At 58.0% G+C, this 24,067-nt stretch carries 16 protein-coding genes and 1 pseudogene; 6 read left to right on the top strand and 11 right to left on the bottom strand.

The genetic code is table 11. The features are described 5' to 3' along the window. The first annotated feature begins 714 nt into the window (after positions 1-714). Positions 715-1,299, top strand: a complete 585-nt coding sequence (locus tag QMG56_RS20150; RefSeq protein WP_281824414.1) for a glutathione binding-like protein — start codon at positions 715-717, stop codon at positions 1,297-1,299. A 375-nt stretch (positions 1,300-1,674) separates the two neighbouring features. Here QMG56_RS20150 and QMG56_RS20145 read toward each other — a convergent pair whose 3' ends face one another. The 4 genes from QMG56_RS20145 to QMG56_RS20130 form a co-directional block, all read right to left on the bottom strand. Next, on the bottom strand, positions 1,675-3,285 hold the full coding sequence (locus QMG56_RS20145; protein WP_281824412.1) for an alkaline phosphatase: 1,611 nt from the start codon (positions 3,283-3,285) through the stop codon (positions 1,675-1,677). Positions 3,286-3,347: 62 nt separating this feature from the next. Next, positions 3,348-6,296, bottom strand: coding sequence for a TonB-dependent receptor (locus tag QMG56_RS20140; RefSeq protein ID WP_281824411.1), 2,949 nt, complete (start codon positions 6,294-6,296; stop codon positions 3,348-3,350). A 138-nt stretch (positions 6,297-6,434) separates the two neighbouring features. Further along, complete coding sequence (locus QMG56_RS20135) at positions 6,435-7,376, bottom strand: FecR domain-containing protein (RefSeq protein WP_281824409.1); 942 nt, start codon at positions 7,374-7,376, stop codon at positions 6,435-6,437. Beyond that, complete coding sequence (locus QMG56_RS20130; protein ID WP_281824407.1) at positions 7,360-7,938, bottom strand: RNA polymerase sigma factor; 579 nt, start codon at positions 7,936-7,938, stop codon at positions 7,360-7,362. Before QMG56_RS20130 ends, QMG56_RS20135 begins: the two co-directional genes overlap by 17 nt. 435 nt (positions 7,939-8,373) lie before the next feature. On the opposite strand from QMG56_RS20130, the gene QMG56_RS20125 reads away from it, so the two are divergent. After that, on the top strand, positions 8,374-9,141 hold the full coding sequence (locus tag QMG56_RS20125) for an SDR family NAD(P)-dependent oxidoreductase (protein WP_281824405.1): 768 nt from the start codon (positions 8,374-8,376) through the stop codon (positions 9,139-9,141). Positions 9,142-9,144: 3 nt separating this feature from the next. Next, positions 9,145-10,044, top strand: coding sequence for a glycosidase (locus QMG56_RS20120; protein ID WP_281824403.1), 900 nt, complete (start codon positions 9,145-9,147; stop codon positions 10,042-10,044). 215 nt (positions 10,045-10,259) lie between these two features. Here QMG56_RS20120 and QMG56_RS20115 read toward each other — a convergent pair whose 3' ends face one another. After that, positions 10,260-10,865, bottom strand: a complete 606-nt coding sequence (locus QMG56_RS20115) for a hemerythrin domain-containing protein (protein ID WP_281824402.1) — start codon at positions 10,863-10,865, stop codon at positions 10,260-10,262. Between the two features lie 554 nt (positions 10,866-11,419). Between QMG56_RS20115 and QMG56_RS20110 the strand changes: the two genes are divergently transcribed. The 3 genes and pseudogenes from QMG56_RS20110 to QMG56_RS20100 all read left to right on the top strand — a co-directional run bounded on the left by QMG56_RS20110 (position 11,420) and on the right by QMG56_RS20100 (position 16,904). Continuing rightward, positions 11,420-13,921 (top strand): TonB-dependent receptor domain-containing protein, encoded by a 2,502-nt coding sequence (locus tag QMG56_RS20110; RefSeq protein WP_281824401.1) that lies wholly within the window; start codon positions 11,420-11,422, stop codon positions 13,919-13,921. A 42-nt stretch (positions 13,922-13,963) separates the two neighbouring features. Then, positions 13,964-15,790: a methyl-accepting chemotaxis protein gene (locus QMG56_RS20105; RefSeq protein WP_375713734.1), complete on the top strand. Its 1,827-nt coding sequence runs from the start codon at positions 13,964-13,966 to the stop codon at positions 15,788-15,790. Positions 15,791-16,037: 247 nt separating this feature from the next. Continuing rightward, positions 16,038-16,904 (top strand): annotated as a pseudogene (locus tag QMG56_RS20100) (DUF2332 domain-containing protein). Here the strand turns inward: QMG56_RS20100 and QMG56_RS20095 are convergent. The 6 genes from QMG56_RS20095 to QMG56_RS20070 all read right to left on the bottom strand — a co-directional run. After that, positions 16,814-17,173: a hypothetical protein gene (locus QMG56_RS20095; protein ID WP_281824435.1), complete on the bottom strand. Its 360-nt coding sequence runs from the start codon at positions 17,171-17,173 to the stop codon at positions 16,814-16,816. The pseudogene QMG56_RS20100 and the gene QMG56_RS20095 sit on opposite strands and share 91 nt — an antisense overlap. A 468-nt stretch (positions 17,174-17,641) precedes the next feature. Beyond that, positions 17,642-18,781, bottom strand: a complete 1,140-nt coding sequence (locus QMG56_RS20090) for a hybrid sensor histidine kinase/response regulator (protein WP_281824399.1) — start codon at positions 18,779-18,781, stop codon at positions 17,642-17,644. After that, positions 18,781-19,341 carry a chemotaxis protein CheB gene (locus QMG56_RS20085; protein WP_281824398.1) on the bottom strand — a complete coding sequence of 187 codons (561 nt, stop codon included), beginning with the start codon at positions 19,339-19,341 and terminating at the stop codon, positions 18,781-18,783. The genes QMG56_RS20090 and QMG56_RS20085 overlap by 1 nt, the downstream gene beginning before the upstream one ends. Then, positions 19,338-20,177: a protein-glutamate O-methyltransferase CheR gene (locus QMG56_RS20080; protein ID WP_281824397.1), complete on the bottom strand. Its 840-nt coding sequence runs from the start codon at positions 20,175-20,177 to the stop codon at positions 19,338-19,340. Before QMG56_RS20080 ends, QMG56_RS20085 begins: the two co-directional genes overlap by 4 nt. Further along, positions 20,162-23,536, bottom strand: coding sequence for a response regulator (locus QMG56_RS20075; protein WP_281824396.1), 3,375 nt, complete (start codon positions 23,534-23,536; stop codon positions 20,162-20,164). The genes QMG56_RS20080 and QMG56_RS20075 overlap by 16 nt, the downstream gene beginning before the upstream one ends. Before the next feature lie 427 nt (positions 23,537-23,963). Next, positions 23,964-24,067, bottom strand: a 104-nt coding sequence (locus QMG56_RS20070) for an integrase catalytic subunit (RefSeq protein ID WP_281824432.1), incomplete at its 5' end; no start/stop codon positions are given.

The raw sequence follows: 24,067 nt of genomic DNA, 5'->3' as shown, positions 1-24,067 counted from the left end.
CCAGACCGATTGCAGTAATCCTTTCCACGGAATGGTCCCTTTGCCTTGTAGTTTCGCTTTGACGACCACGTTTAGCACTTGATGCTGTCAGAAGCGGGGCTGTTCCACGACATCAACCATTGGCGAACACGATGACGAGAGAAAAATGCAGAAATCAATTGTACAACAAATCGGTTGTTCGCATGCCCATTAACGAAGGTCAGCGTCCAATATAGCCGACTCTCAGGCTAAGCGTTGTAAATGTCAGGCCCCGCCTACCTGACGGTCGTTTGCCAACGACCGTTGGTCTAACAGTAGCTGCCCGTCGTTCATATCGGCATCGCGCTGATAATTCGAGGTTCCACGCTGGAAAGGGAGCGAGACCGCCTTTGACCGACACAAAATATTAGGGGAGCGTAATCGCGTCAGCTTGTCGTAGAATGATGGACAGACTTTTCTTTTCGTGCTGGACATGGAGCATGCCGCGTATGATGGCAGTAAGGCATTCGCAGTCCAGCCGCCGCCAAGCGCCTGATAAAGCGTGATGAGAGCACTGAGCTGATCGACGCGCAGCTGAACAAGCCCCAGGTCTGCCGACAACAATGCGCCCTGGGCGTCCACTTCCTCGATGTAGGGGGTAGCCCTTTGACAGGTTTACATCGCTTTTTTGCTGACATCGATTGGCTACAAACGCCCCAGATATGCGTTGGTGGTCATTGAATAGGAGAAATTTCAATGAAGCTCTACTACGCGCCCGGTGCCTGCAGTCTTGCCGATCACATCGCCCTACACGAGGCAGGCTTGTCGTTCGAACATGAAAAGGTCGATCTGAAAACCAAGCGTACCGAAAGTGGGATCGATTTTACGTCGATCAATCCAAAAGGGTATGTGCCAGCTCTCACGCTCAGTTCAGGCGAGACTCTGAGCGAGAATATCGCCATCTTGGATTGGATTGCGCATCAGGAAACGGCGCTGAAACCGTCTGGTGAGCTCGGACATACTCAGCTGTTGGAGGCGCTGGCCTATATCTCGACCGAGATCCACAAAAGCTTCAAGCCCTTCTTTACCGGCGCGAGTGAAGATGACAAAGCGAAGGCGGGTGAGCTGATCCTGAAGCGGATGGCTTACCTGGCCGACACTATGCAAGGCGAGTTTCTATTTGGTCCCGACCTTAGCGTTGCAGACTGCTATCTCTTTGTAATGCTGCTTTGGGCCAGGAAGAGCGGCCTTCAGGTACCAAGCAAGCTTGACGCATTTTTCGATCAAGTGATGGAACGGCCTGCGGTGCAAATAGCAATGACGCACGAAGGCTTGATTTAAAAAAGACGCTTCTTCGACCTCTTAAGGAATATGTTTTAACTCAGGAAGGCGGGCGCGTGCCTTGGCATGTTGACCCGCCTCCCGTTTCAGATCGTGCGCACGCCCGCATTGCCAAGGACGAAAGCGAAAATGTCGGCGACAAAGGGGTCACATCGGTAGCACGGACGTGGGTCATTCCAAGCGGTCGCAGCGTCTACTGAAAACATCCAGTTTCCCCCAAAATGCTCACTCGTGGAGCCACGCAGGCCCTCGCTGCGAAGTACAGACCGTTGGACACCCCGGAACAGCAGGTCGTGGGACGCGATCTACAATTAGCCGCCGTTGGATTGCGCATCAATTTACAGCATTCTGTGCCCCATCCAGCCGTGCCATTAGTCAGATGCGCTTGATGCCTGGACGGCCATGCTCGACATGGAAGCTGGCATAGGTTGAAAGATTGCCATTAGCTTGCGTGACCTTATCCAAGATCTTGAGATCCGCTTGCCACACGTTCCGGTTAATATCGCAAAGCAAATACCCGCGCTTATCCGTGATCGCCTTGAGTTCGGCGTTGCCCACCATGGCGCTACGCACGCGCGGGTTCTCATCTCCTGTACCGTCGGCTCCCGAGGTCACTGAAGTCGCGCTGAACTCAGCTGAAATCACGCGTCCGTCGCCATTGTCCTGGATGAGGTCACCGGCAAAATGGAGATGCGCATCGCCGCTCACCGTGACAACATTGCCGGGACGATGCTTGTCGATATGATCGAGCAAGCGCCGACGGCTATGCATATAGCCCGACCAGGTATCCATGCCGGTGAGTCGTTCGCCGCCCTCTGGGCCTGTACGTAGAAGATTCATCAGCAACACTTGCTGCGCAATGAGGTTCCAGCGCGACGGTGACTTTGAAAGACCCTCAAACAACCATGCTTCCTGACGGTCGCCGAGCATCGAGCGGTTTGCCGCAAATACTTCTGGTCCCTGTGGCGAGGCCAGATCGAAATAAGCCTGATTGCTGCGATATTGGCGCGTATCGAGGAAGAAGGCATTGAGCAGGTCGCCATATTGCGCGCTGCGGAACATCTGGATGTGACCGTTCACCGGCATGGAACTGCGACGTAGCGGCATATTCTCATAATAGGCCTGCAAGGCCATCGCCTTGCGCGTGGCAAATATCTCCTGAGGCATCTCGTTCTCATCGATATTGGCGGCCCAATTATTGTCGATTTCATGGTCGTCAAAACTGACGAACCATGGGCAAGCCGCATGCGCCGCCTGAAGATCCGGGTCTGTTTTATACTGGCCGTAGCGCGCACGATAATCGTCGATCGAGTAAAGCTCATTGCCCACGTGAAAACGCAGGGGCGGCGGATTCTTGCCAAAATTATCGCCGGTAGCGAACTTTGCACCCGCTCCTTCATAGATGTAGTCGCCATAGTGGAACACGAAGTCGATCGGCTCTTCGGCAATCCGGCGCCAAGCGGTGAAATAGCCGAGCTCATAATATTGGCAGCCCGCTGCAACAAAGCGGACGCGATCCAGCGGTGCGCCCAGAGCGGGCAATGTGCGGCTGCGCCCGACCGGGCTTCGCTCGCCACCGACCATGAAGCGATACCAATAGGGTCGGTTGGACGCCAATCCTGAGACTTCGACATGCACCGCGTGCGCAAGCTCTGGCATCGCCATGAACTTCCCAGATTGCACGATGGTCTTGAAGCCATCATCGGCGGCTACCTCCCAGTCGACCAGCATCTGTCGGCGCGGCATCCCGCCATGCGGGTCAAGAGGTTCAGGGGCCAGACGCGTCCATAGAACGAAGCCGTCCGAAAGCGGTTCACCTGATGCAACTCCGAGCGTGAACGGTGTCGTCGAGAATTTGGGGTTGGGCTCGACATTATAGGGCGGCGGGCGATCCCAGGCGAACGCCTTGAATGGCAGCGGAGCGGTCAAAGCGGCACCCGAACTGCCCAGAAGAGTGAGCAACGTGCGGCGATCGAAATTTGCCATGAGATCGTCTTTCTTTCCAGAGGCGGGGGGCGCATGCCGGGGCGACCGGCATATGCGAGGCATTAGAAGGTCAGGTTGAGGCCAGCGAAAAACGTCGTGCCGCTGCGCGTCACATTATGCAGTCGCTCGTAAAGGCTGTTGATCTGAATTTCAGGCTGGTTCGTGATGTTGATGGCATCAAAAGTGAGCCGAACCCCATCACGCAGGTTCACAAATGCCGCGGCATCGACATAGATTGTGTCCTTGAACCCATCCTCAGTGACGGGGTTTATGCCATCATAGCGCGAAAGCAGGTAGCCGGACCGGAAGTTCGCTGATCCGCGGATGCCCCAAAGCTTGGTCTCGTAATAGAGTGTGCCATTTGCATTGACGTCGGACAGGCCAGTGATCGGGCCATCGAGACCGTTAAGCCGCGTGTTGGAATCGATGAGCGTGAGGTTTGCGAGCACACCGAAATTGTCGAGCGGCGCAGGCAGAAAGGACAGGCTGGTCTGCCCGGCCAATTCCAGTCCGGTCAGCTTGGCAGCTGCCAGATTGACCGGCCGAGTATATTGTACCACGTTGCTCGTCGGCGTGAGGCCGGCTGCCAGATCCGTAGACAGCCCCGTGACAGAATATGGCACGTTCAGCAGGGTTTGAGTGCCAACAAGGTCCTTGATCGCCTTGTGGAACAGGCCTGCGGAAAGCATACCGGCCTTGCCAAAATACCATTCGGCAGAAATGTCAAAATCATTCGTTTTGTAAGGCTTAAGGGCTGGATTGCCGTTGCTCACGATATAGCCGGCCGTGCCAAGCTGCACGCTACCAGTCATCTTCATAGACGTGAGCGCCGGGCGGTTAATGTTCTTTGCAGCGCTGAGCCGGACCTGAAAATTCGGGCTCAGCTCAAGAACCGCGTTAAACGCAGGCAGTGCCCCTGAATAGTCGGAATTGATCGTATTCGGCACTCGCTGGCCAGTGGCGTTGGCCAGCAACCCGGTGTTGCTCGTCTCCGTCCGGTAGGCCCGCACGCCGACATTGCCACGCAGACCGATACTGCCAAGCGTGGCATCCCAATCGAGCTGGACAAATCCAGCGTTGGTCTCTTCATCGATTGCAAAGGTATTGAGAGTGCGCGCGTTGGGGCCAACCTTTGTATGGCTCTTCCCGTAAAAGGCGAGTGCCTTGTCCCAGTCGCCTACGACCCAGGGTTGGCCACCCCAGCCGTCATAGATCTGCGCATAGGGGGTGACAGCATCGTATCCAGGCTTGCTCTTGAACTCCGCGCCATACAGGCCGTCGTTGAAGAAGTCGGAGCCGGTCATGGCATATTTGCGATAGGAATAGCCGACGTTGAGCTTGAACTGCGGGGTTATCTCATAACGCAGATTAAGCGATCCTTCACGCAGGGTTGTCTGCTGCGCATTCTCGCGGAAATACATTTCGCGGATCACATAGTTCGCCGGATCGGCGGTGTTCCATTTGTAACTATTGGTGGCGGACTCCCCATCTGCTGCAAAGGTTGTGACCATGCCGCCCTGCGCCTGAAGATAGAGCTTGTCATCGATTGGCGTCTTGTAGGTGGATTTTTCATAGCCGACATGACCGTCGAGCGTCAGCGTGTCAGATACCTTCCAGTCGCCGGTGAGCGCAATCTGCTTGAACACGCTACGGTTGATCTGGCGCCGGTGCTCCGAGCCGTATGTCGCATTGTCGACATCGGCATAATTGACAAAGTTTGAGTCATCCCATTTGATATCGTTGATCTTAGATGCGCGGATCTGCCGACCGAAATCCGAATAGGCTCGGTTGAAGATAATCTCACCATTGCCCGTGGTGGGTCTCGTTGCGAGATGATATTCATTACGGTCGGTGTTGAACTCGCCATAGAGACCATCAAGGGTCAGGGTAAGCGTCTCGATGGGGCGCCACTGCGTCGCAATCGTCAGACCCAGGCGCTCCTGCTTGGCGTCCCATACCGAAAGTCGATTGCCAGCCGCATAGACGAGCTGGCCGGACCTGAACTTCGCTTGCTCGGCGGCGTCGAGTGCTGAAATATCCAGACCGTTGTCGAGATAGGTCTGCACCTGAGCTGTCGTCAACTGCACCGGGTTATAGGTGTCATAGCCCTTCTCCTGGGTGCGACGCTTTGAGTAAGCGACGGAGAGCAGCACACCGAACCTATCGTCGAAATTGTAGCCCGCCATCGCAGCGACGCGGGGTTGTGTGTCTTTGGTGAAGCTGTTGGTGCCAAGCTTGGACGAGAGTGCGCCCTTGAAGCCAGGCTTGTTTTCAAGAGGCTTGGCGGTAAACAATCCGACCGTTCCCGCCATGCCGCCTTCATTCTGCGAGGCCTGGTAGGTCTTCTCCACTTCAAGTCGGGAGAAAAGTTCCGAGGCAAAGATGTTGAAGTCAAACGCACGGTCGCGCGAGCGCTGGCCGCGGCTGTCCATCGCAGAGTCGACATTTCCCAGCACTTCCATGCCATTGAGCTGGACTCGGGTAAAATCAGGCCCCAGCCCGCGCAATGTGATGCGCCGCCCTTCGCCAGCCTCCCGGTTGATCGCAACGCCGGGCACGCGCTGCAGCGATTCCGCCAGATTTAGCTCCGGGAACTTCGCCATGTCCTCAGCAACGATGACATCCTTGTTGATGTTGGATTTGCGCTTGATGTCCCGTGCGCGACCGATGGAATAGGCAAAGCCCGTGACCACTATCTCGTTACTGCCTGCGGACGCGTGAATGCTCTCATCGTTGCGGGCAGCCCCTTCATCACGCGAGAGCGTTACGACATTGCCATTCCAGGTCGCGATCCTGAGGCCTGTTCCGCGGATCAGCATTTCCAGAGCCTGACGTCGCTCGAAATTGCCAACGACTCTGTTCGTTTGGAGCCCGCGAAGCATCTCTGCAGGAACGAGAATCTGCAGGCCGCTCAACCGCGCAAAAGATGGAATCGATTCCGCCGCATTTTGCTCAGGGAGCGACATACGGACAGGTTGCGCAAAAGCCGGTGTCGCAACAACCACGCTCATGATGATCGCGAGAGGACTACAGGAAATAAGATTTTTGTACATCTGAACACCCCAAATCTATTCGTTCAGGTGTAGAGATGCATGGCGAGAAAATAACCCTCACCAAAATCGCAAATATATATACTTGCGCATATGTGACTATTCTATGACATATTTGTTGTCTTTTGTTGACACCGAAGCACCAGTGACATGTGCAACTGCCTGAGAGAATTCATCTGGCCGATCTATTTGAAAATATCCGGTCATTAGCTGCCTGCCGATACGCGGCTTGGCGACTTCGATCTTCTTGGGATTATAGCGGTTGAATTCTTCCGCCGCTTCGAAGACTGTGGTTTCGTTCAATGCAATGCCGCCCTGCCGCCAAGCCAGAGGGTCACGATAGCCGGTGGACACGACGCGCGCCTTGGCGGCGTTTGTAGCGGTACTCAAAATCGCGCTGCTACCAGCTGAAATGGAGACGGCGTTCTGTTGCGTGTCCTGCCAAGCCAGCACGGCCCCCTCAGTGACGACAACCTCGACCGCGCCAGTCCGACGACGAACAGAGAATGCTGTGCCCGTTGCTTGGACATGGACGCCGTCGGCCTCAACCACGAAGGGCCGCTTCACATTCTTGGTGACCTTGAACCAGGCTTCGCCCTCGCCTAATTGCAACTCGCGCACCGTCTTATTATAGCGCACGCGCAAATCACTATCGGAGTTGACCATCGCGACGGACCCATCTGTCAAGGCGACCCGTCGGATCTCGCCAACGTCCGTTCGATAGTGCTGCCCGGATAGCGTCGACCACGAGACCGTGGCCAAGCCGACAAGGCATGCAACGAGCGCGCCACCTGCCATCAGCGCGCGTTTGCGCGGCTTGACCGTTGGTTGAGAGAGCACCATAGCCCTGCCACAGCTTTCGCTGTCACCGTCGATCTTGTCGATCAGAGCCAGCCCGGCCTGCGCGCGGAACAACGCGCCACGGTGGCGTTCATCCTGGCGCAGCCATATATCCAGTTCGCGCTGCTGCGCGGTGTCCAAATCCTCGGCGTCGATCAGAATTGCCCAGCGGATGGCTACATCGTCAACGGCGACCGACATTGCGCACATGTTCCGCTATCCCCTCGTCTCGACGCATACAGATTTCATCGCCGCTTTCGAAGGCTTTCAATATGGCCTTAAGCCCACGCGCAAGGCCATTTTCAACAATTTTCTCAGTAACTCCAAGTCTTTTTGCTGTTTCCTTCTGAGAAAGGCCCTCGATTCTTCGTAGTTCAATGACTTCGCGATAGCGGGTTGGTAGTGCGGCGATCGCTTCCATAACCCTGTTCAACTCGTTACGCGCGCTCGCGGCTCGCTCAGGTGATGGAGATTGATCGATGCCTCGATATTCAATCTGGTCCGAGGCGGCCTGTATCTGGACGACCCGGTCCCGACGAACCCTCTGCAGCAGGATTGATCGCGCTGTCGCGAAAAAATATCCTCTGGGATCGCCGATATGAGCGACCGAGCTCAACTCGCTCAATTTGCAATAGGTCTGCTGGATGATGTCATCCACTTCGTAAGCGGGCACACCAGTCCGGTGCAGCCAGCGCCGCAAAGCAGGCTCATGCTTGAGAATATGGACAGCGACCCAATGGACCGCTTCACGCGCTTCAGGCATTTTATTTCGAGGGGTCCAGCTGGCGGTGCAATGGGAGAACAAATGCGCTGCTATCCGTGACGTGTGACTGATCAGTGACTCCTGCCAGCCTTACGACTGCGCACTTTTCTCACGCAGCTCCGCAGGTCGGAGCTTCCTCTCCCTCAAGAATTGAACGGATGGCGGCTTTCAAGAGACATGTTTGGGTGAGCAACAGCCGCCCAGTTGCGATCGCTCAACTTTTCATGTGACTATCTAAAAGCTGGTCTCGTCGCAATTACCGTCTTTCCTGGCTAGCAAGTCCTCGGCTTTGGTATTTTCGGTAGTCGATAGGCTAAACAAAAATGTCGATGCAGCATTCCGACGGTTGAAGGCGACGTCTTGCATCCATCTCAGGGCGAGGTGCGTTACAATGGAACATGGCCGTTTCAAATACTTCCCTTCGGAGACATGAGCATGTTCGATAACAACGTTGCTATCGTCACGGGTGGTGAATCCGGGATTGGCGCAGCCTGCGCCAGGGAACTGGGGAACGCCGGAGCTCGCATCGTTATGACGTATTTCCGCGACGAGACTGCCGCCAAAAATGTCTGCCGCGCCATCGGTGGAGAGGATCGTGCCATCGCTGTGCAAACCGATGTTGCCGATGAGGTGGCAGTCGCGCATCTGTTTGACGTTGCGGAAAAAACTTTTGGTACGGCCACCCTCCTCGTCAACTCGGCGGGACTCAATATGAGCGGGGTTCTCCTCAAGGACATGGAACTTAGCCAGTTCGACCGGGTCGTCCGATCCGACCTGTATGGACCTTTCCTAACCTGCCGGGCGTTTGTACGGGCATTAGAGTCGAGCGGCGGCAAAGGCCGTATTGTCAATATTTCATCTATCCACGAACGGGCTCCGCGGGCTGGTGGTGTTGATTATGATGCCGCGAAGGGCGGATTGTCCCAGCTTACTGCAACTCTAGCGCTGGAGCTCGCGCCCAAGGGGATAGCGATCAATGGTGTCGCGCCGGGTATGATCATGACGCCAATGAATGAGCATGCTCTCGATGATCCGGCCTATCTTGCAAAGCTGGAGGCCAATATCCCTTGGGGACGGGCAGGACGACCCGAGGAAGTGGCAGTACTCGTCAGCTTCCTGCTGTCACCTGCGGCGGACTATATCAGCGGAGCGACCGTTACTATTGACGGGGCGCTCTCGCTCACGATCGCCCTGGGAGCATAAACGATGAAGCGGCCAATAGATTTCAACGTCGAGAGAATCGAAGCAGTCGACATGATCGGCAATGAGCTGGTGTCACGCCGGAATCTGATGAGTCCATATGTGTGGCTGCGGGGCGATGGGACATACGCCATGCTGGTTCGAGCAGTGCCCAGACTTGGCGAATGTGGCGACACAGGAACAATTTGGTTCGCCACCAGCACTGATGGTCTGTGTTTTGCAGCCAACGACCGACCCGTGCTTTCGCCGGGACCAGAACCCGACGACATCGGAGGCTGCGAGGACCCTACACCTGTGTTTCAAAAAGATGGGAGCGTCGTAATTTATTACACGGGAGTGGATGCCACGCAGTCTCATGGCGAGATGCTTTATGCCGTCGGGCCATCTATTGACGCGCTGGTGAAAAAGGGCGTCGCGATGCCGAACACTCCGTCGCAAGGCAACATCAAGGAAGCAACCGTCGATCAAACCAAAACCGGCGGCTGGCGCATGTTTTTCGAGTTTGCACGCTCGGAAGCCTCCTTGGTGGGTCTTGCGGTGAGCGATGACATCGCTGGCCCGTGGACGGACGAGCGCGATCCATTCGCGCCCAGGAGGAACAGTTGGGACACATGGCATTTGTCCACGGGTCCGCTTCTCACCAGTGACAAGAATATGCCGGTCATGTTTTATAACGGTGCGACACAGGACGCACGCTGGCGCATCGGCTGGGTTGCTTTTGATGCTGAATACACCCAGGTGGTCGATCGCTGCATCGAACCGTTAATTACGCCGCCCCCGGCCTTGGAAAGAAGCGCAACGGATATAGCTTTCGCGGCCTCTGTTGTGGAGGTGAGCGACGAAATCTGGCTCTATTATTCTCTGTCCGATACGCATCTCTATCGGGCCGCAATCCGAAGAAGCTGAATGGACGGCGGTGTTTCCTATCTTTTCAAAATAAAATCCTGCGAGGTGCCAGCGGCAACTGCAGCAGAGCGCGGCTCCAGCGGTCAACAACAGCAAGGTCACCCGATTATCCAGAGCGGGAACGACCCAGGCATTTAATTCGCATGCATGAAAGGCGGCTTTCGAATGCCAAGATTTGGCTTGGGAACGATAGCTTACTTCGCGAATCGAGGTGGTCAGGTCGGCTTGAGCGCGATTTTCTTCTCTATTTCGGCCGCGGCCTTTTCAGCCTTTTTACGGCGACTAAATACTCGACGCATATAACGCTGGTCTGGTGGGCTAAGGGTCTTTTCAGCTTCGACGAACTGCTCGGTTTCCTCTTCAAGAATATGATCGAGATATTCCTCTTTGAGCTTGGCGAAGTGGCGAAGCCAGCCCGGCGACGTTATATCCCTCGCCGCAGCGTCGGCCATAAGCTTGTCGATTTTGTGATGATCGCCGACGGCGTGGCGCGCGAACTGTGTGGTTTCTGGATTGCGCATAATGGTCGACCATAGTGCTTGCTCCTCCGCAGCGGCATGGCCGTGAACATCACGGACAAACTCTTCGAACAAGAGCTTGCGAGCTGGATCCTTCGGACTGGTCGCTTCGATCATTGCTAGCAATGCACGATGCTTGTCGTGATCTTCGACCAGTCGCCCGAAAATTGCAGGGTTACCCCGAAACGTCGTGGAGGGGGTCGAGCCAAGCCGTGCGGGAACGCCCGGCGCGATAACTTTTGCGTGCGCAACCGCTGTGCTCTTGGCCTCTTGCTGCTTGAGAAGACTGGATTGGTGCGGCATCGGTGATTTCCCTTTTCGGATCGAGCGGTTCCAGCGCACTGAAGGGGCGGCGACTGTCTAACGCAATACGACCCAGTAAGTTTCCGGTTCGGATCGAGCTTAAAGGCATCATCACTACCAGATCGTACCGATTAGACTAGCACCAATGGCCGGCTTCGTTGTCCGCGAATACAACACAGGACGACCGCAATGTAGGCGGCACCGATTTTCGCCATTCAGATGCGCCGAAGGGCAGGTATCGGCCTAAGCCCACTTTCTCACTGCTAAGTCCAAATGGTCAGACCTTGTCGGAACCCGTCATTCCCAGTGACAATCACACGTGACTAGGAATTTATCAGGGTTGGCCGATGGCGCGCTGCCAAGTTTCAAACAACGCGAATGAACAAGCCGACATCCGGGTGATGGCGCGGAACTTGAAACTTGGCCGGTAAGCGGGGCCGACGATTGGAGCAATCCGTCCTGATGCCGCACGCTCGAAGCAAAGTTTTTGTGCATTGCGAGCGGCAATGCGTTGCGTCTCCTACAATATATTGAAACTAAAGGGAGATGCCAGCGTGGCGAAAAAATATTATCTGCTACTCAGCGTCGCTACATGCGCTCTGGCTCCAGCCGCCATGGCCAAGAAAGCCGCTATTGCCGAAAGCGCAATTACGGCCAGCGAAGCGACCAAAGACCCGGCTAAGCAAAGGCCTGCTGAAGCAGTTTTTTCAACCGGCGTCGCCAAAGGGCGCGATCGCCTTGATAGCGCAACCTCGACAAGTTCCCTTAGGGCCGACGATATCAAGAAAATCGGAGCGCGCTCGCTCGCCGAAATCCTTCGCAGCATTCCTGGGATCAGGACCGAGTCCTCGACCGGTGAGGCTAATGGCAGCTATACGATCCGCGGCCTGCCGCTCGCGTCTGGTGGTTCCAAATTCATGCAAATCCAGGAAGATGGGTTGCCCGTCCTGGAGTTCGGCGACTTCTTCAACGTGGCTTCGGACCTTTTCATCAGGGCCGACTCCAATCTCTCGGCTGTCGAGGCAATCCGGGGGGGGTCAGCATCGACGTTTGCGTCGAACTCACCAGGTGGGGTGATAAACCTGATTTCGAAAACAGGCGATGTCGAAGGTGGCGCAATTGAACTCACAACAGGCGTCGACTATGACACGAAGCGCCTCGACTTCGACTATGGTGGCAGAATTAACGACACACTGCGCTTTCACCTTGGCGGCTTTTATCGCTCCGGCGAAGGGCAGCGCGGCGTTGGTTTCAATGCGTATCAGGGCGGCCAACTGAAGTTCAATATCACCAAGGAGTTCGACGCCGGCTATATTCGCCTATCAGCCAAATATCTGGATGACCGGGCACCGGCCTATCTGCCCGGACCAATCCGGATCACCGGTACCGATGCTAACCCGACCTACACGAGCTTTGCGAATTTTGACGTTCGCCGGGACTCCGTACAGTCGCGGTACATTACCAGCTTCCCGACGCTCGACGGCAACAACCAACCGATCACTGTGCCGATGAGCCAGGGCCTGAGTGCATTGGTGAAGGCGGTCGGCCTTGAATCGCAGTTCGACATCGCTGACTGGACGGTCACGGGAAGGGCCCGCTACTCGAAGATCTCAGGCACCACGATCCGCGACCTTGTCGCGAACATCTACCCGGCCAGCGGGCTCCCGGCGTCGCTGGGGGCAGGCACCGGCATTCTCACCTACGCCAATGGCCCTAATATGGGCCAGGTCATCACGCCCGCAGCGAACATAAACGGCAACGGACTGATCGCGGCGACATCGCTGTCCAAGATCGACGTCCGGTCGCTAGACAACTTCACCGGTGACATCCGGGCAACGCGCGTTGTCGATTTCGGTGGGGGCAAGTTCACATTGACCGGGGGCGCGTACAAATCATTGCAGGACCTCACATCGGACTGGCTCTACTCCAACATTACGCAAGACGTCCGCGGGGACGGCAATTCGGCCCTGATAAACTATACCAATGCTGCCGGCGTGCCGCAGAGTCAGGACGGCTTTCTGGGCTTCACAAGGTCCGGCAGCACCGGCTTTTTTAGGCGCACCTACGACGTGCAATATGATGTGACGGCCCCCTATGGGTCGATCAACTACCACATCGGTAAGATCGCCATCGGCGGGAGCATCCGCTACGATATCGGCAAAGTCCGCGGTCAGTTGTTCGGGTTTGACCTGGGCGGCGGACGGATCGGGACAACCTCATACGACTTTAACGGAGACGGGGTGATCTCGGTCGCCGAGTCGAAGACCAACATCATACCTCTGACGCGCCCCGCGCCCGTGCACTATGATTATCACTATCTGAGCTATTCGACCGGGATCAATTTCCGCATCGCAGAGCCCCTCGCCGTGTTCGCGCGGTACAGCCGAGGCGCAAGAGCGAACGCCGACAAAGTTCTCTTCTCGTCGAAAGTCAGCGTCACGGATGGCAGCATGCCCGATAGAGCCGATGGTGCGGACATCGTCACGCAAGCCGAAGTCGGCCTGAAGTTTCGCCGACCGGGGCTAACCTTCAACATCACCGGCTTCATGGCCAAGACCGAAGACACCAATGTCCAGGCCGGTGCCATCACTACCGATCGCAATTATCGCGCTCATGGTGCCGAAGTGGAAGCCGGTTTCCAGCGCGGGCCCTTCAGCATCACCGGCGGCCTGACCTATACCGATGCGGAAATCGTCAGCGACCGGCTGAACACAGCCGTTGCCGGGATGGTGCCACGGCGCCAGCCAAAGCTTATTTATCAGGCAACACCGCAATATGAGACCAGGCAACTGACGGTGGGCGCCTATGTCGTGGGCAACACCAGCAGCTTTGCGCAGGATATCAATGCCCTAAAGATTCCCGGCTATGTGCTGGTAAACCCGTTTGTCCAGTATCGCCCGGTCGAGCGGCTGCAATTCATGGTCAACGTCAACAACGCGTTCGATAAGGTAGCGATCATCGAAATCAGTCAGACGCGCGTTCCCAGCAATGGCGTCGGTTGGGGCCGGGCTGCGAACGGCCGCACAATTTCGGCATCGGTGCGCTACGAGCTCTAAATTGGGCCAGCCCACATCGAAGGCACACAGATGTTTATATCCATGAAAATTCCTACAAAACTGGCGCTGTCGTTCTTCATCGTCTGTGTGTCGGCAGCCGCGATGATGATTGTCTTCTTCTCGAACGTGACGGCGATCCGCAGCGCGTCACATAGCAACAATCTCAGCCAGACGGTGCACGCCAAGGTGCTCACCTTGGAAACCGCGTTGCTTCGGCAGAACAGCCAGATGCGTGGCTTTCTGGTGACAGCGGACGAGACCTACCTCAAGTCATATGACGAAGCGCATCAGGAGTATGACAAGGCCTCTACCGACCTTGAGACACTGCTGACTGAACCAGCGCTGCGTGCGGCGCTACTTGAATCCCGCGCGGCGACACTTGCCTGGCGCAAGAACTGGGGTGACCGTATGGTAGCCCGCGTCAGGGGGGGACAGCGCGATGCGGCGCAGGCTGATGTGCGCGCCGCCGGAAAGGCCGTACTGACAAGCGCTGCAGTGCTGCCACTTCGCAAAATACGCGATAGGCAGGTTGCCGAGATTGAGCAGAATTCGGCGCGTCAGGAGCGCGCGATAGCGTCTGCAATTACAGTCCTCGTTGTAGGCGGCATTGCGCTGATCGGTATCGCGATTGTGCTTGCCTTCGTGCTGAGCAAATTGATCGCTCAACCAGTGTCTCGCCTCACCGCGACAATGGGCGATCTCGCTGCGGGGCGACACAATGCGACTGTTCCCGATGTAGACCGGAGTGACGAGCTGGGAGACATGGCGCGTGCGGTGCTGGTCTTCCGGGATGCCGCGGTTGCGAAGGATGCGGCCGACAAAAACGCCGCGCGGGCCGATGCCGAGCAGCAGATGGTGGTCGAAACAGTTTCTAACCATCTCGCTGAAGTAGCCCAAGGCAATCTTACCGCAGTCATTACCCAGGGATTCCCGCAAAGCTACGAGGCCGTCAAAACCAACTTCAACGAAGCCGTAATCGCATTGCGCGAGATGATCGCCTCCGTCAGGGAATCGACTGCGACAATCCGAACCGGATCCGATGAAATCGCTAAAGCGTCAGAAGATCTGGCGCGGCGAACTGAAAGTAATGCGGCCAGTCTTGAAGAGACAGCGGCAGCGGTCATACAGATGGATGACCGGCTGAAGGCAACGTCCGCATCTGCCAGTAGCACGGCCGACCAGGCAAACGGCACGATGACAACCGTTGCTAACGGACGTGCCACCGCCGAACAGGCCGTGCAGGCGATGAGCCGCGTATCCGACAGTGCCAAGGGCATCGACAGTGTCATCGAAGGTCTTGACAAGATCGCTTTCCAGACACGTGTTTTGGCGATGAATGCCGCCGTCGAGGCCGGCCGTGCCGGCGACGCCGGGCGCGGCTTTGCTGTTGTCGCCGATCTTGTCTCGGCTCTGGCGATGCGTGCTGAGGAAGAGGCTGCCCGCGCGCGCAATCAGCTGAGCGCCACCCAGACCGACATCGTTACGGCGGTTGAGGCTGTGCACAAGGTCGATGCGGCGCTGGCCGACATCTCAACGGGAGTTGTTCAGGTCAACGATCTGCTCTGTAGCATTGCGGCCGACAATCTAGCCCAATCGCGTGCAATCAGCGAAATCAGCGCGGCAATCGGCACGATGGATCGCGGAACGCAGCAGAATGCGGCAATGGTCGAGGAAACCTCTGCAGCTGCGCGCAACTTGGCCAGCGAAGTCAACGGTCTTGCCGAGCGAGCGAGCCGGTTCAACCTCGATGGCGCGCCAAAACATCGCGCGAGAACGTCGAAGCCGCATTTCTCCGGGCAGCTGAAGCATCTCTCTGGCCGGGCGGTAGCTGGGCTTCGACCATCTATCAGGGGATACGAACAGCGATAATATCTCACAGTCGAGCCACCAGAGCGTCCACACATGGAGTGGGTGAATCCGCACTCTGAGCAAGGTACCTAGATGAATTCGGTTGCGTTGTTCTCGGGACTTGGTGAACTTGAGCGGCATGCCAAGGTGGCGCGGTAGCTGGGATCGCCCTTCGTCGCGGCGGTTCTCGAGGCGGGCGAACGCCAGCTCGATCGTGCCCCGAGGACAGCAGCGCTAATTCGCAAACGGCCCGGAAGCGCATCGCGCGATGCCGTTGCGATGCGGTTTAATGCTGCGCTGCATGCGCTTGCCCGGAAGGGCAACCACGCCCGCACTCAGCACGTTATACACGCGCTTACAGGGGGACTTCGATGGTCCCATTGGCGAGGTACTGGAGGTGGAAGACCGTTTCATCTCATGCGCCTTGGGCGAGGCGCCGCAAACTAACGAAGTGGGTCGGTCGGCCTCGATCGCCGCCGCGCTGATGGTAGCGCGCAAGGAATTTGGGCTACCCTTCGAGTTGCTGGAAATCGGTGCGAGTTGCGGTCTCAATCTTAATCTGGGGCGCTACGCGTTCGAACTGGGTGACACCTTGGCAGGAATGACCGATTCCTCCGTGCACATCGCCCCCCGCTGGCGAGGCCCAACAGTACCTTGGGCCGCCATCGACGTCGTCGCAGCGCGGGGGACCGATATCAATCCGCTACGGGTCGACGATGAAACGAGCCGCGAACGGCTGCTGTCCTATGTATGGGCCGATCAGCCGCAGCGTGCCCGGCGGCTGGAGAAAGCATTGGCAATGGCGCAAAGCTTTCAACCGCGCGTCGATCGCCATGCTGCTCTCAAATGGCTGCCAGAACAATTGAAGGTGTCTGAGTAGGGTGGGGTGTGCCGCGTCGTTTTCCACTCCATGGTCTTGCAGTACCTCAGCCAATGCGACCGCGCTGATATCGAAGACATGATCGCACGTGCAGGCGGGCGCGCCACTCTCAGGCGACCACTCGTTTGGATCAGCTTTGAATGGACAGAACAACGCCAGGAAGTTCAGCTGCGCCTGAGCAGCTGGTCGAGCGGCGATACCCGCCTGCTGGCAATTTGCCACGCATATGGAGATTGGATCAACTGGCTAGCCTGACCGGACGCAGTGAGTTGATACGTGCTTTGCAAATCCTGTTGATTGCCTTCTAGTTGGGCTGCGGGGAATTGCTTTTTGGAAAATCTGCATGCAGCGGCATTTTCTTCGCCAAAACCCGACGCCCAGAATTCGCCAACGAAAATATGGACATATTCTGGCCGGGTGGACGATAATTCGCCCTCACCATGATATCGACCATCACCTGGATAGCGATGGGACACCTGCGCGGCGACAACGGCGTCTCCCACCATTCGAGCAGCAAGCTCCACGCGGTATCACATGTCAGCATGGTCGCAAAACGCAATGCTGCGACCGCCTCCCCCTGGTGTACTTCTAACGCCACGCCGGGTTCAGGATCCCCTAAAGGTCGTCAGCATCCGCGGGGCAGAAGAGGAAGTGGCGGTGCGCGGAACAGCGGCCTTAAGCGATCAAGGCCGTACAGGTGGACGCGCGGAACGAGGGCTCACTCACATTGCACGTTGCTGCCCGCGGCGGCGCACTGATCGGCGCGGACCCGGTAACCCTCCGAGCGAACATCTGGGCCACCAGCGGCCATGGGCGATCTAGCAGAAGACGAGCGCGACGCCGCTGCTCGAAATGCCCTTCTATCACCCCACGTTCGAAGAAGGACTTAAACAGGCGTTGCGGACCGTCCGCGCTGCGACCCCGATCGCAATCCCAGAAAAAAATCAAACTCGGGCTCGCCTGTAGGCGCGTAGCACCAGACGAGCCGGGCGTCATTCGACCGTAGGAAGGCACACCTCGAACGTGCTGCCTTCCCCGGGTGCACTGTGCTTCAGGCGGATGGTGCCGCCATGCAGCGCAACCAGCTGCTTCACCAGCGCCAGCCCGATCCCGAGGCCGTCCTGCTTGACCTTGCCCTTGACATCGGCTTGCTCAAAAATCCCGAATATCCGGCTTTGCTGATCAGGCGCAATGCCGATACCGTTGTCGGCAACCTCAATCCAGGCAGTCTGGTCTTCAACCCGCGCGGTCACCCGGATTTCGCCCGCTGCAGGAGTGTATTTGGCAGCATTGCTGATCAGGTTGCCAATAATCTGCGCCAGGCGGGCGTGATCGGCGTCAAGCAGCACCGGACCTGGCGGAAGATCGATTTGCAGCGTATGCCCTGCCTCTTCGATCGCTGGACGCGATGTTTCGACGGCAAACGCCAGCACATCGTTCAGGTCTACTCGCTCGCACTGCAGAGAAATCTTGCCTTGCTCGATCCGCGCGATGTCGAGCAGTTCCTCCACCAACCGTGTCATGTGCGTCAGACAGCGGTTCATCGAAATACGAATGTCGCCTTCGACAGGCTGTCCCTTTTTCCGCTCGAGCATGATCAGCCCGGCATTCAGCGCTGCGATCGGGTTGCGCAGCTCGTGCCCCAGAACCGCCAGGAAGCGGTTCTTCTGAATATCGGCTTGCTTCAGCGATGCGCTCAACGCGGCAAGTTCATCGCGCTGCGCTGCCAGTTGTCGGCGCTGGCTGTAGAGCTCAAGAAACACACGCGCTTTCGATCGCAGGATATCGGGCTCGATCGGCTTCTGGATGAAATCGACCGCACCGGCCTCATAGCCCTTGAACCGCCGAGTCCCGTCGCCCGCACCAGCTGTGACGAAGATGATCGGAATGTGCCGAGACCGTTCGCTGTTGCGCATGAACTCGGCCAGCTCGAAGCCATCCATGCCCGGCATATGGACATCGAGAAACGCCAGCGCATAGTCCTTGACCAGCAGCAGCTCGAGCGCCTCCTCGCCACTGCGGGCGGTGTCGCAGCTCAGCCCCTCGCGACGCAGCAGCGCGTTCAGGGCGATGAGGTTCTCCTCCAGGTCATCGACCAGCAGAATGCGGACCGGTTCGTTTGCCAAGGTCATCACGCCGCCTCCTTCCGCAGATAATTAACAATTTCGTCGATGCTCAGGCATCGGGCCGCCGGGCACGCCTCGAGCGCGGCTAGCGGCATGGTTGGCATTTCAGCGGTCACCGGGTCCTGGACGATCACCGTGCCACCCGCCGCCCAGATCGCCCGAAGCCCCTCGGCGCCATCATGATTGGCACCGGTCAGGACGATGCCGGTCAGTTCAGGGCCCAAAGCGTCTGCGGCTGTTTCGAACAGGACATCGATCGCGGGGCGCGAGTAGTTGACAGGTTCATCGGAAGTCAAGGCAATCGCCATGTTTTTCTCTAGCAGCAGATGGTAGCCCGGAGGCGCGAAATAGACCGTGCCTTGTTGAAGAGCTTCCTTGTCCTCCGCCTCTTTAATCTCGAGCAGACATCGGAGCCGCAGCAACTCGATGAGCGGGTTGTCATTGCGCTGCGGCACATGAAGGACAATCAGGATCGGGTGCGCGAAATGCGGTGGCAAGGCCGTCAGAATCCAGGACAGAGCCTGGACTCCACCTGCCGACGCGCCGATGACGATAGCTCTGGTCATGAACCGGCCCGCTGATAGATCTTTTCTTCCCGCGCAAACGCGCCAAATGCAGCGGCATGCGCGGAAAAACGCAGGCTCTCCTTCGAGCCGAGGCCCAGAAAACCTCTGCGCGCGAGCGAATCCCGGAACAACCCGACCGCGCGGTCCTGCAGCTCGCGGTCGAAATAGATCAACACGTTGCGGCAGGAGATGAGGTGCATCTCGCCGAACGCGGCATCGGTGACCAAGCTGTGATCCGAAAACACCGCTTGGCTGCACAGCGTTTTGTCGAACACCGCACGGCCATAGTTAGCGGTGTAATAGTCGGACAGCGATGAGCGTCCGCCCGATTGCTGGTGATTTTCGGTGAACAGCCGGATTCGGTCGAGCGGATACACGCCGGCTTGCGCGGCATTGAGCGCGGTCGGGTTAATGTCGGTGGCATAAAAGAGGGTTTTCTTGGCCAGTCCCTCTTCATGGAACAGGATGGCGAGCGAATAGAGTTCCTCGCCATTGCTGCACCCGGCCACCCACACCTTGAGCGAAGGATAGGTTCGCAGATGCGGGATGACCTTCTCCCGCAGCGCCCGGAAATAGGATGGATCGCGAAACATCTCGCTGACCTGCACCGTCAGGAAATCGAGCAATCTTGGCAGCAAAGTCGCGTCACGCAGCACTTCCGCCTGGATTGCAGAAATGCTGTCATATCCCAGTTGCGCGCGCGCTTGCACCAGCCGACGCTTTATTGAGGCGCGGGCATAGTGCCGGAAGTCATAATGATAATGCTGGTACAGCGCTTCCAGCAACAGCTGGATTTCGATGTCCTCGATTGAGCTGGTCACTAGCGCGGCATCCATACCCGCACCAGCGAGAGCAGTTTGTCGACATCGATAGGCTTGGCCATATAATCGTTGGCACCCGCATCGAGGCAGTTCTGCTGATCGTCCGGCATGGCTTTGGCGGTCAGCATGATGACCGGCAGCTTAGCCCATTTGGGATCGCTTCGCATCTCGCGCACGGCAGTCAGCCCGTCCATTACAGGCATCATTACGTCCATCAGCACGAGGTCGATCGACTGATCGGCCTGATCGTCGCTTGCCTCCAGAATATCAAGCGCCTCCTGGCCATTGCGCGCAATCTTGGCGATCACGCCGCGCGGTTCCAGAACGCTGGTAAGCGAATAAACGTTCCGCACATCATCTTCGACGATGAGCACCCTCCGCCCCTCGAGCGCGGCATCGCGATGCCGGGCCTTTTCAAGCATCCGGCGCTGTTCGGGCGGCATTTCGGCGACGACCTGGTGGAGGAACAGCGAGACCTCATCCAGCAGCCGTTCTGGCGACTTGGCGCCCTTGATGATGATCGAGCTGGAATAGCGACGCAGACGCTGCTCCTCCTCGGCCGTCAGATCGCGCCCGGTATAGATGATCACCGGCGGATAGGCGCGGTCGCTGTCTTGACTCAGCTCTTCCAGCAGCGAAAAACCCGACGCATCGGGCAGCGCAAGATCGAGCACCATGCAATCGAAAGACTCGCTTCGCAGCAGCTCCAGACACCTGGCCACCGTGCCCACCCCCACGGTTTCCACATCCTGCGACTTGAGCAGTTCAGATACCGCATCGCGCTGGACTTCGTTGTCCTCCACGATCAGCACACGCCGCATTGAGGATGCGAGCTTCTGCTGCAGCCCGGCCAGCACTTGGGCCAGCCGTTCCCGCTGGACCGGCTTTTCCAGATAGCCGATGGCTCCCAGCGCCAGCGCGGTCTGGCTCTGGTCGGCGCCGGAGATCACATGGATCGGGATGTGCCGGGTCTCGTTCTGGTGCTTGAGATGATCGAGAACGGTCAGCCCGGACTGGTCGGGCAGACCGATATCGAGCACGATCGCGCTCGGCTTGTAGTCGCGCGCAACGTCGATGGCCTCCTGCGCGGTTCCGGCGACGATGCACTGGAAGCCCAGATCGTGCGACAGGTCGCACACGATCGAGGCGAAGGTCGCATCGTCTTCGATCACCAGCAGCAGCCGCTTGCCGGTTTCGAGCACGTTGCGGTCGTCCTCAACCCCGGAAGGGCGAGGTTTGGCCGCCGCACGGCGCTTGACAGGCTGTGGGTTGGCCAACGTCGGCTGCGGCGCGGCGCGCGTTTGCTCGCGCACGGGAACCTTGGAAGGATCATAGGTCGCGGGGATGGTCAGCATGAACCGGCTGCCCACGCCGACCTTGCTTTCCACCGTGATCGCGCCGCCAAGTAGCCGGGCAAGTTCGCGCGAGATCGACAGGCCCAGACCCGTCCCGCCATAGCGCCGACTGATCGAGCCATCGGCCTGTTGGAACGCGTCGAAAATGCTGTCCTGCTGCTCCTGAGTAATGCCGATGCCCGTATCCGCGACCGTCAGCGTCACGCTGTTGTCGGCCGCCGACGCTATGGTCAGGCACACGCTGCCACGCTCTGTGAACTTGAGCGCATTCGACATCAGGTTCTTGAGAATCTGTTCCAGGCGCATGCGATCGGTGAGGAATGTGCGCGGGCAATCGTCGGAGAGCTCCAACGACAATGTCAGCCTCCGCTCGTCTGCGATGGGCTGGAAGACCTTCTGCAGATCGTTCAGCAGCCGGTCCACCGGCACCGCCGCCGGCTGGATTTCGATGTGCCCCGCCTCGATCTTGGAGAGATCGAGAATGTCGTTGATCAGGTTGAGAAGGTCGTTGCCCGACGACTGGATCGTCTGCGCGAACCGCACCTGCTCCGGCGATAGATTGCCATCGACATTGTCGCCGAGCAGCTTCGACAGGATCAGCAGCGAGTTGAGCGGAGTGCGAAGTTCGTGGCTCATGTTCGCGAGGAAATCGGTCTTGTACTGGCTGGCTTGTTCCAGTTCGCGCGCCTTGAGCTGCAAAGTGGCGCTGGCGCGTTCGAGCTCGTCACGCTGGGTTTCGAGCGTCTGCGCCTGTTCCTCAAGCTGGCTGTTGGTCTGCTCGAGCTCGACCTGCTGAAGCTCGAGCCGCGCCTGCGATTCGCGCAGCGCTGTCCCCTGTTCTTCGAGTTCCTCGTTGGACACCCGCAACTCTTCCGATTGCGCTTGCAGTTCACTGGCCTGATGCTGGGTCTCCTCGAGGGCATCCTGCAGGCGTTCGCGAAACCGCGCCGAGCGCAATGCAATGCCGATGGTGCCGGATGCCTCGTCGAGCAGTTTGAGTACCACAGGGTCCACAGGCTCGAAAAACCCGAGTTCGATTACCGCATTTACCACATCGTCTGCCTTGGCCGGCGCGATGACGAGATGCCGCGGCGCGGAGCGTCCGAGCGACGATCCGACCGTAAGATAGCCCGGCGGAACATCGTTAAGAACCATGATCTTGCCATCGACCGCGACGTGGCCCATCAGTCCCTCGTTTAGCGCGAATTTATCGGGGACATCGGCATCGCTGGGCACGCCGAGCATGTTGGCGCGCCGGAAGCTACCGCCTTCTCCCTTAAATAGCGCGCCAACAGGGCTACCAGTCCGCTCGTGCATGAACCCAAGGATGGCTGCGGCGAGCTCCGAAATGCTCTTGTCGCCCATCATCGCCTTGGCCAGATCGGCCTGCGCGCCCTGAAGCCACTGCTGGCGTTCGCGGCTGCGCGCATTGCGCATGAACAGGATGAAAATGGCGATCGTCAGTCCTATACCGGTGAGGCTGGTTATGACGGAACTGACAATCGCCGCCTGAGAGGCGGCTGCCATCGCAACGAGACGGGTTTCACGAATCCGCTGCTCTTCGCGCGTCATTCGCGCGATCTGTTCGCGAATATCATCCATGACATTCTTGCCACGATCGGTGTTCAACGCGGCTACCGCAGCCTCGACACCGCCGACCCGACGCACCTTGATGACATCACTCATGATCCGCATTCTGGCCATGACCCTGTTTTCCAGGGAGACGAAGGTTTCCTTCTGGACGGGGTTGGCGCGCGTCAGGCCATTAAGCTTGCGCAATTCGTCATCGGCGCGTGCGATTCCCTCGGCATAAGGGTCGAGATATGTGTCCCGCCCCGTCAGCAAATATCCGCGCTGCCCGGTCTCGGCATCGAGCATGGCAGACAGCACATCGTCAAGCGTGGTGAGAACGCCATGGGTGCGCCGGATCTCGCGTTCGCTGGCGCGCACATTCGCGATGTTGAGATAGGCAAGGGCCGCACTTATCACGAAGAAGGCGACGCCAATGACCAGTCCCACGACCGCCCATCTGCTCGCAAAGCTATGTGCATGCGACGTAACGCTCGCTTTTTTCACTCTGTCTCTTCTCGCAACTCTCGGGGCCGCCCTGCTTAGCCAAGAGTGGCGATGATGCACAAGGCTGCAACTCCTCGTGTCTCCATCGGACTGTGTGCGTGCAATGGCCAAACCGCGCCCGGCGACACACTATGCCTGCAACTTTCTGTCAGCCAACGCCCCCCTTTTCGTTGAACGCATGCTATTGGCGCGTTGCCCGGAATAGGGCGCCTTGCCGACCCTCCGCTTCGAGCCGTCCAGTCGGCAGCTAGTGGTAGGAGTGGACGTTCATTTTGGCGGATCCGGACAACTGGCCTGGTCGGCAGCCGCCGACAAATTGCCTATCCCGGGCATAGGTGACCGGCCCCCACTGAGTGGTCCGTGCTGATTGTTAGTGCATTATCGCCTCCGTTGCCATTGCCGCCTGGAGGTGGAGCGAAGCGGAACCGGAGGGCGGTAATGGCGGAGAAGCCGTTTCCGGAGCCGGCGGTCGGT

Origin of the sequence: Sphingobium sp. BS19, from assembly GCF_027925545.1 — a bacterium.
Classification (GTDB): domain Bacteria; phylum Pseudomonadota; class Alphaproteobacteria; order Sphingomonadales; family Sphingomonadaceae; genus Sphingobium.
The sequence above is the reverse complement of the archived record's forward strand: the minus strand, read 5'-3'. Positions and strand labels throughout refer to the sequence as shown.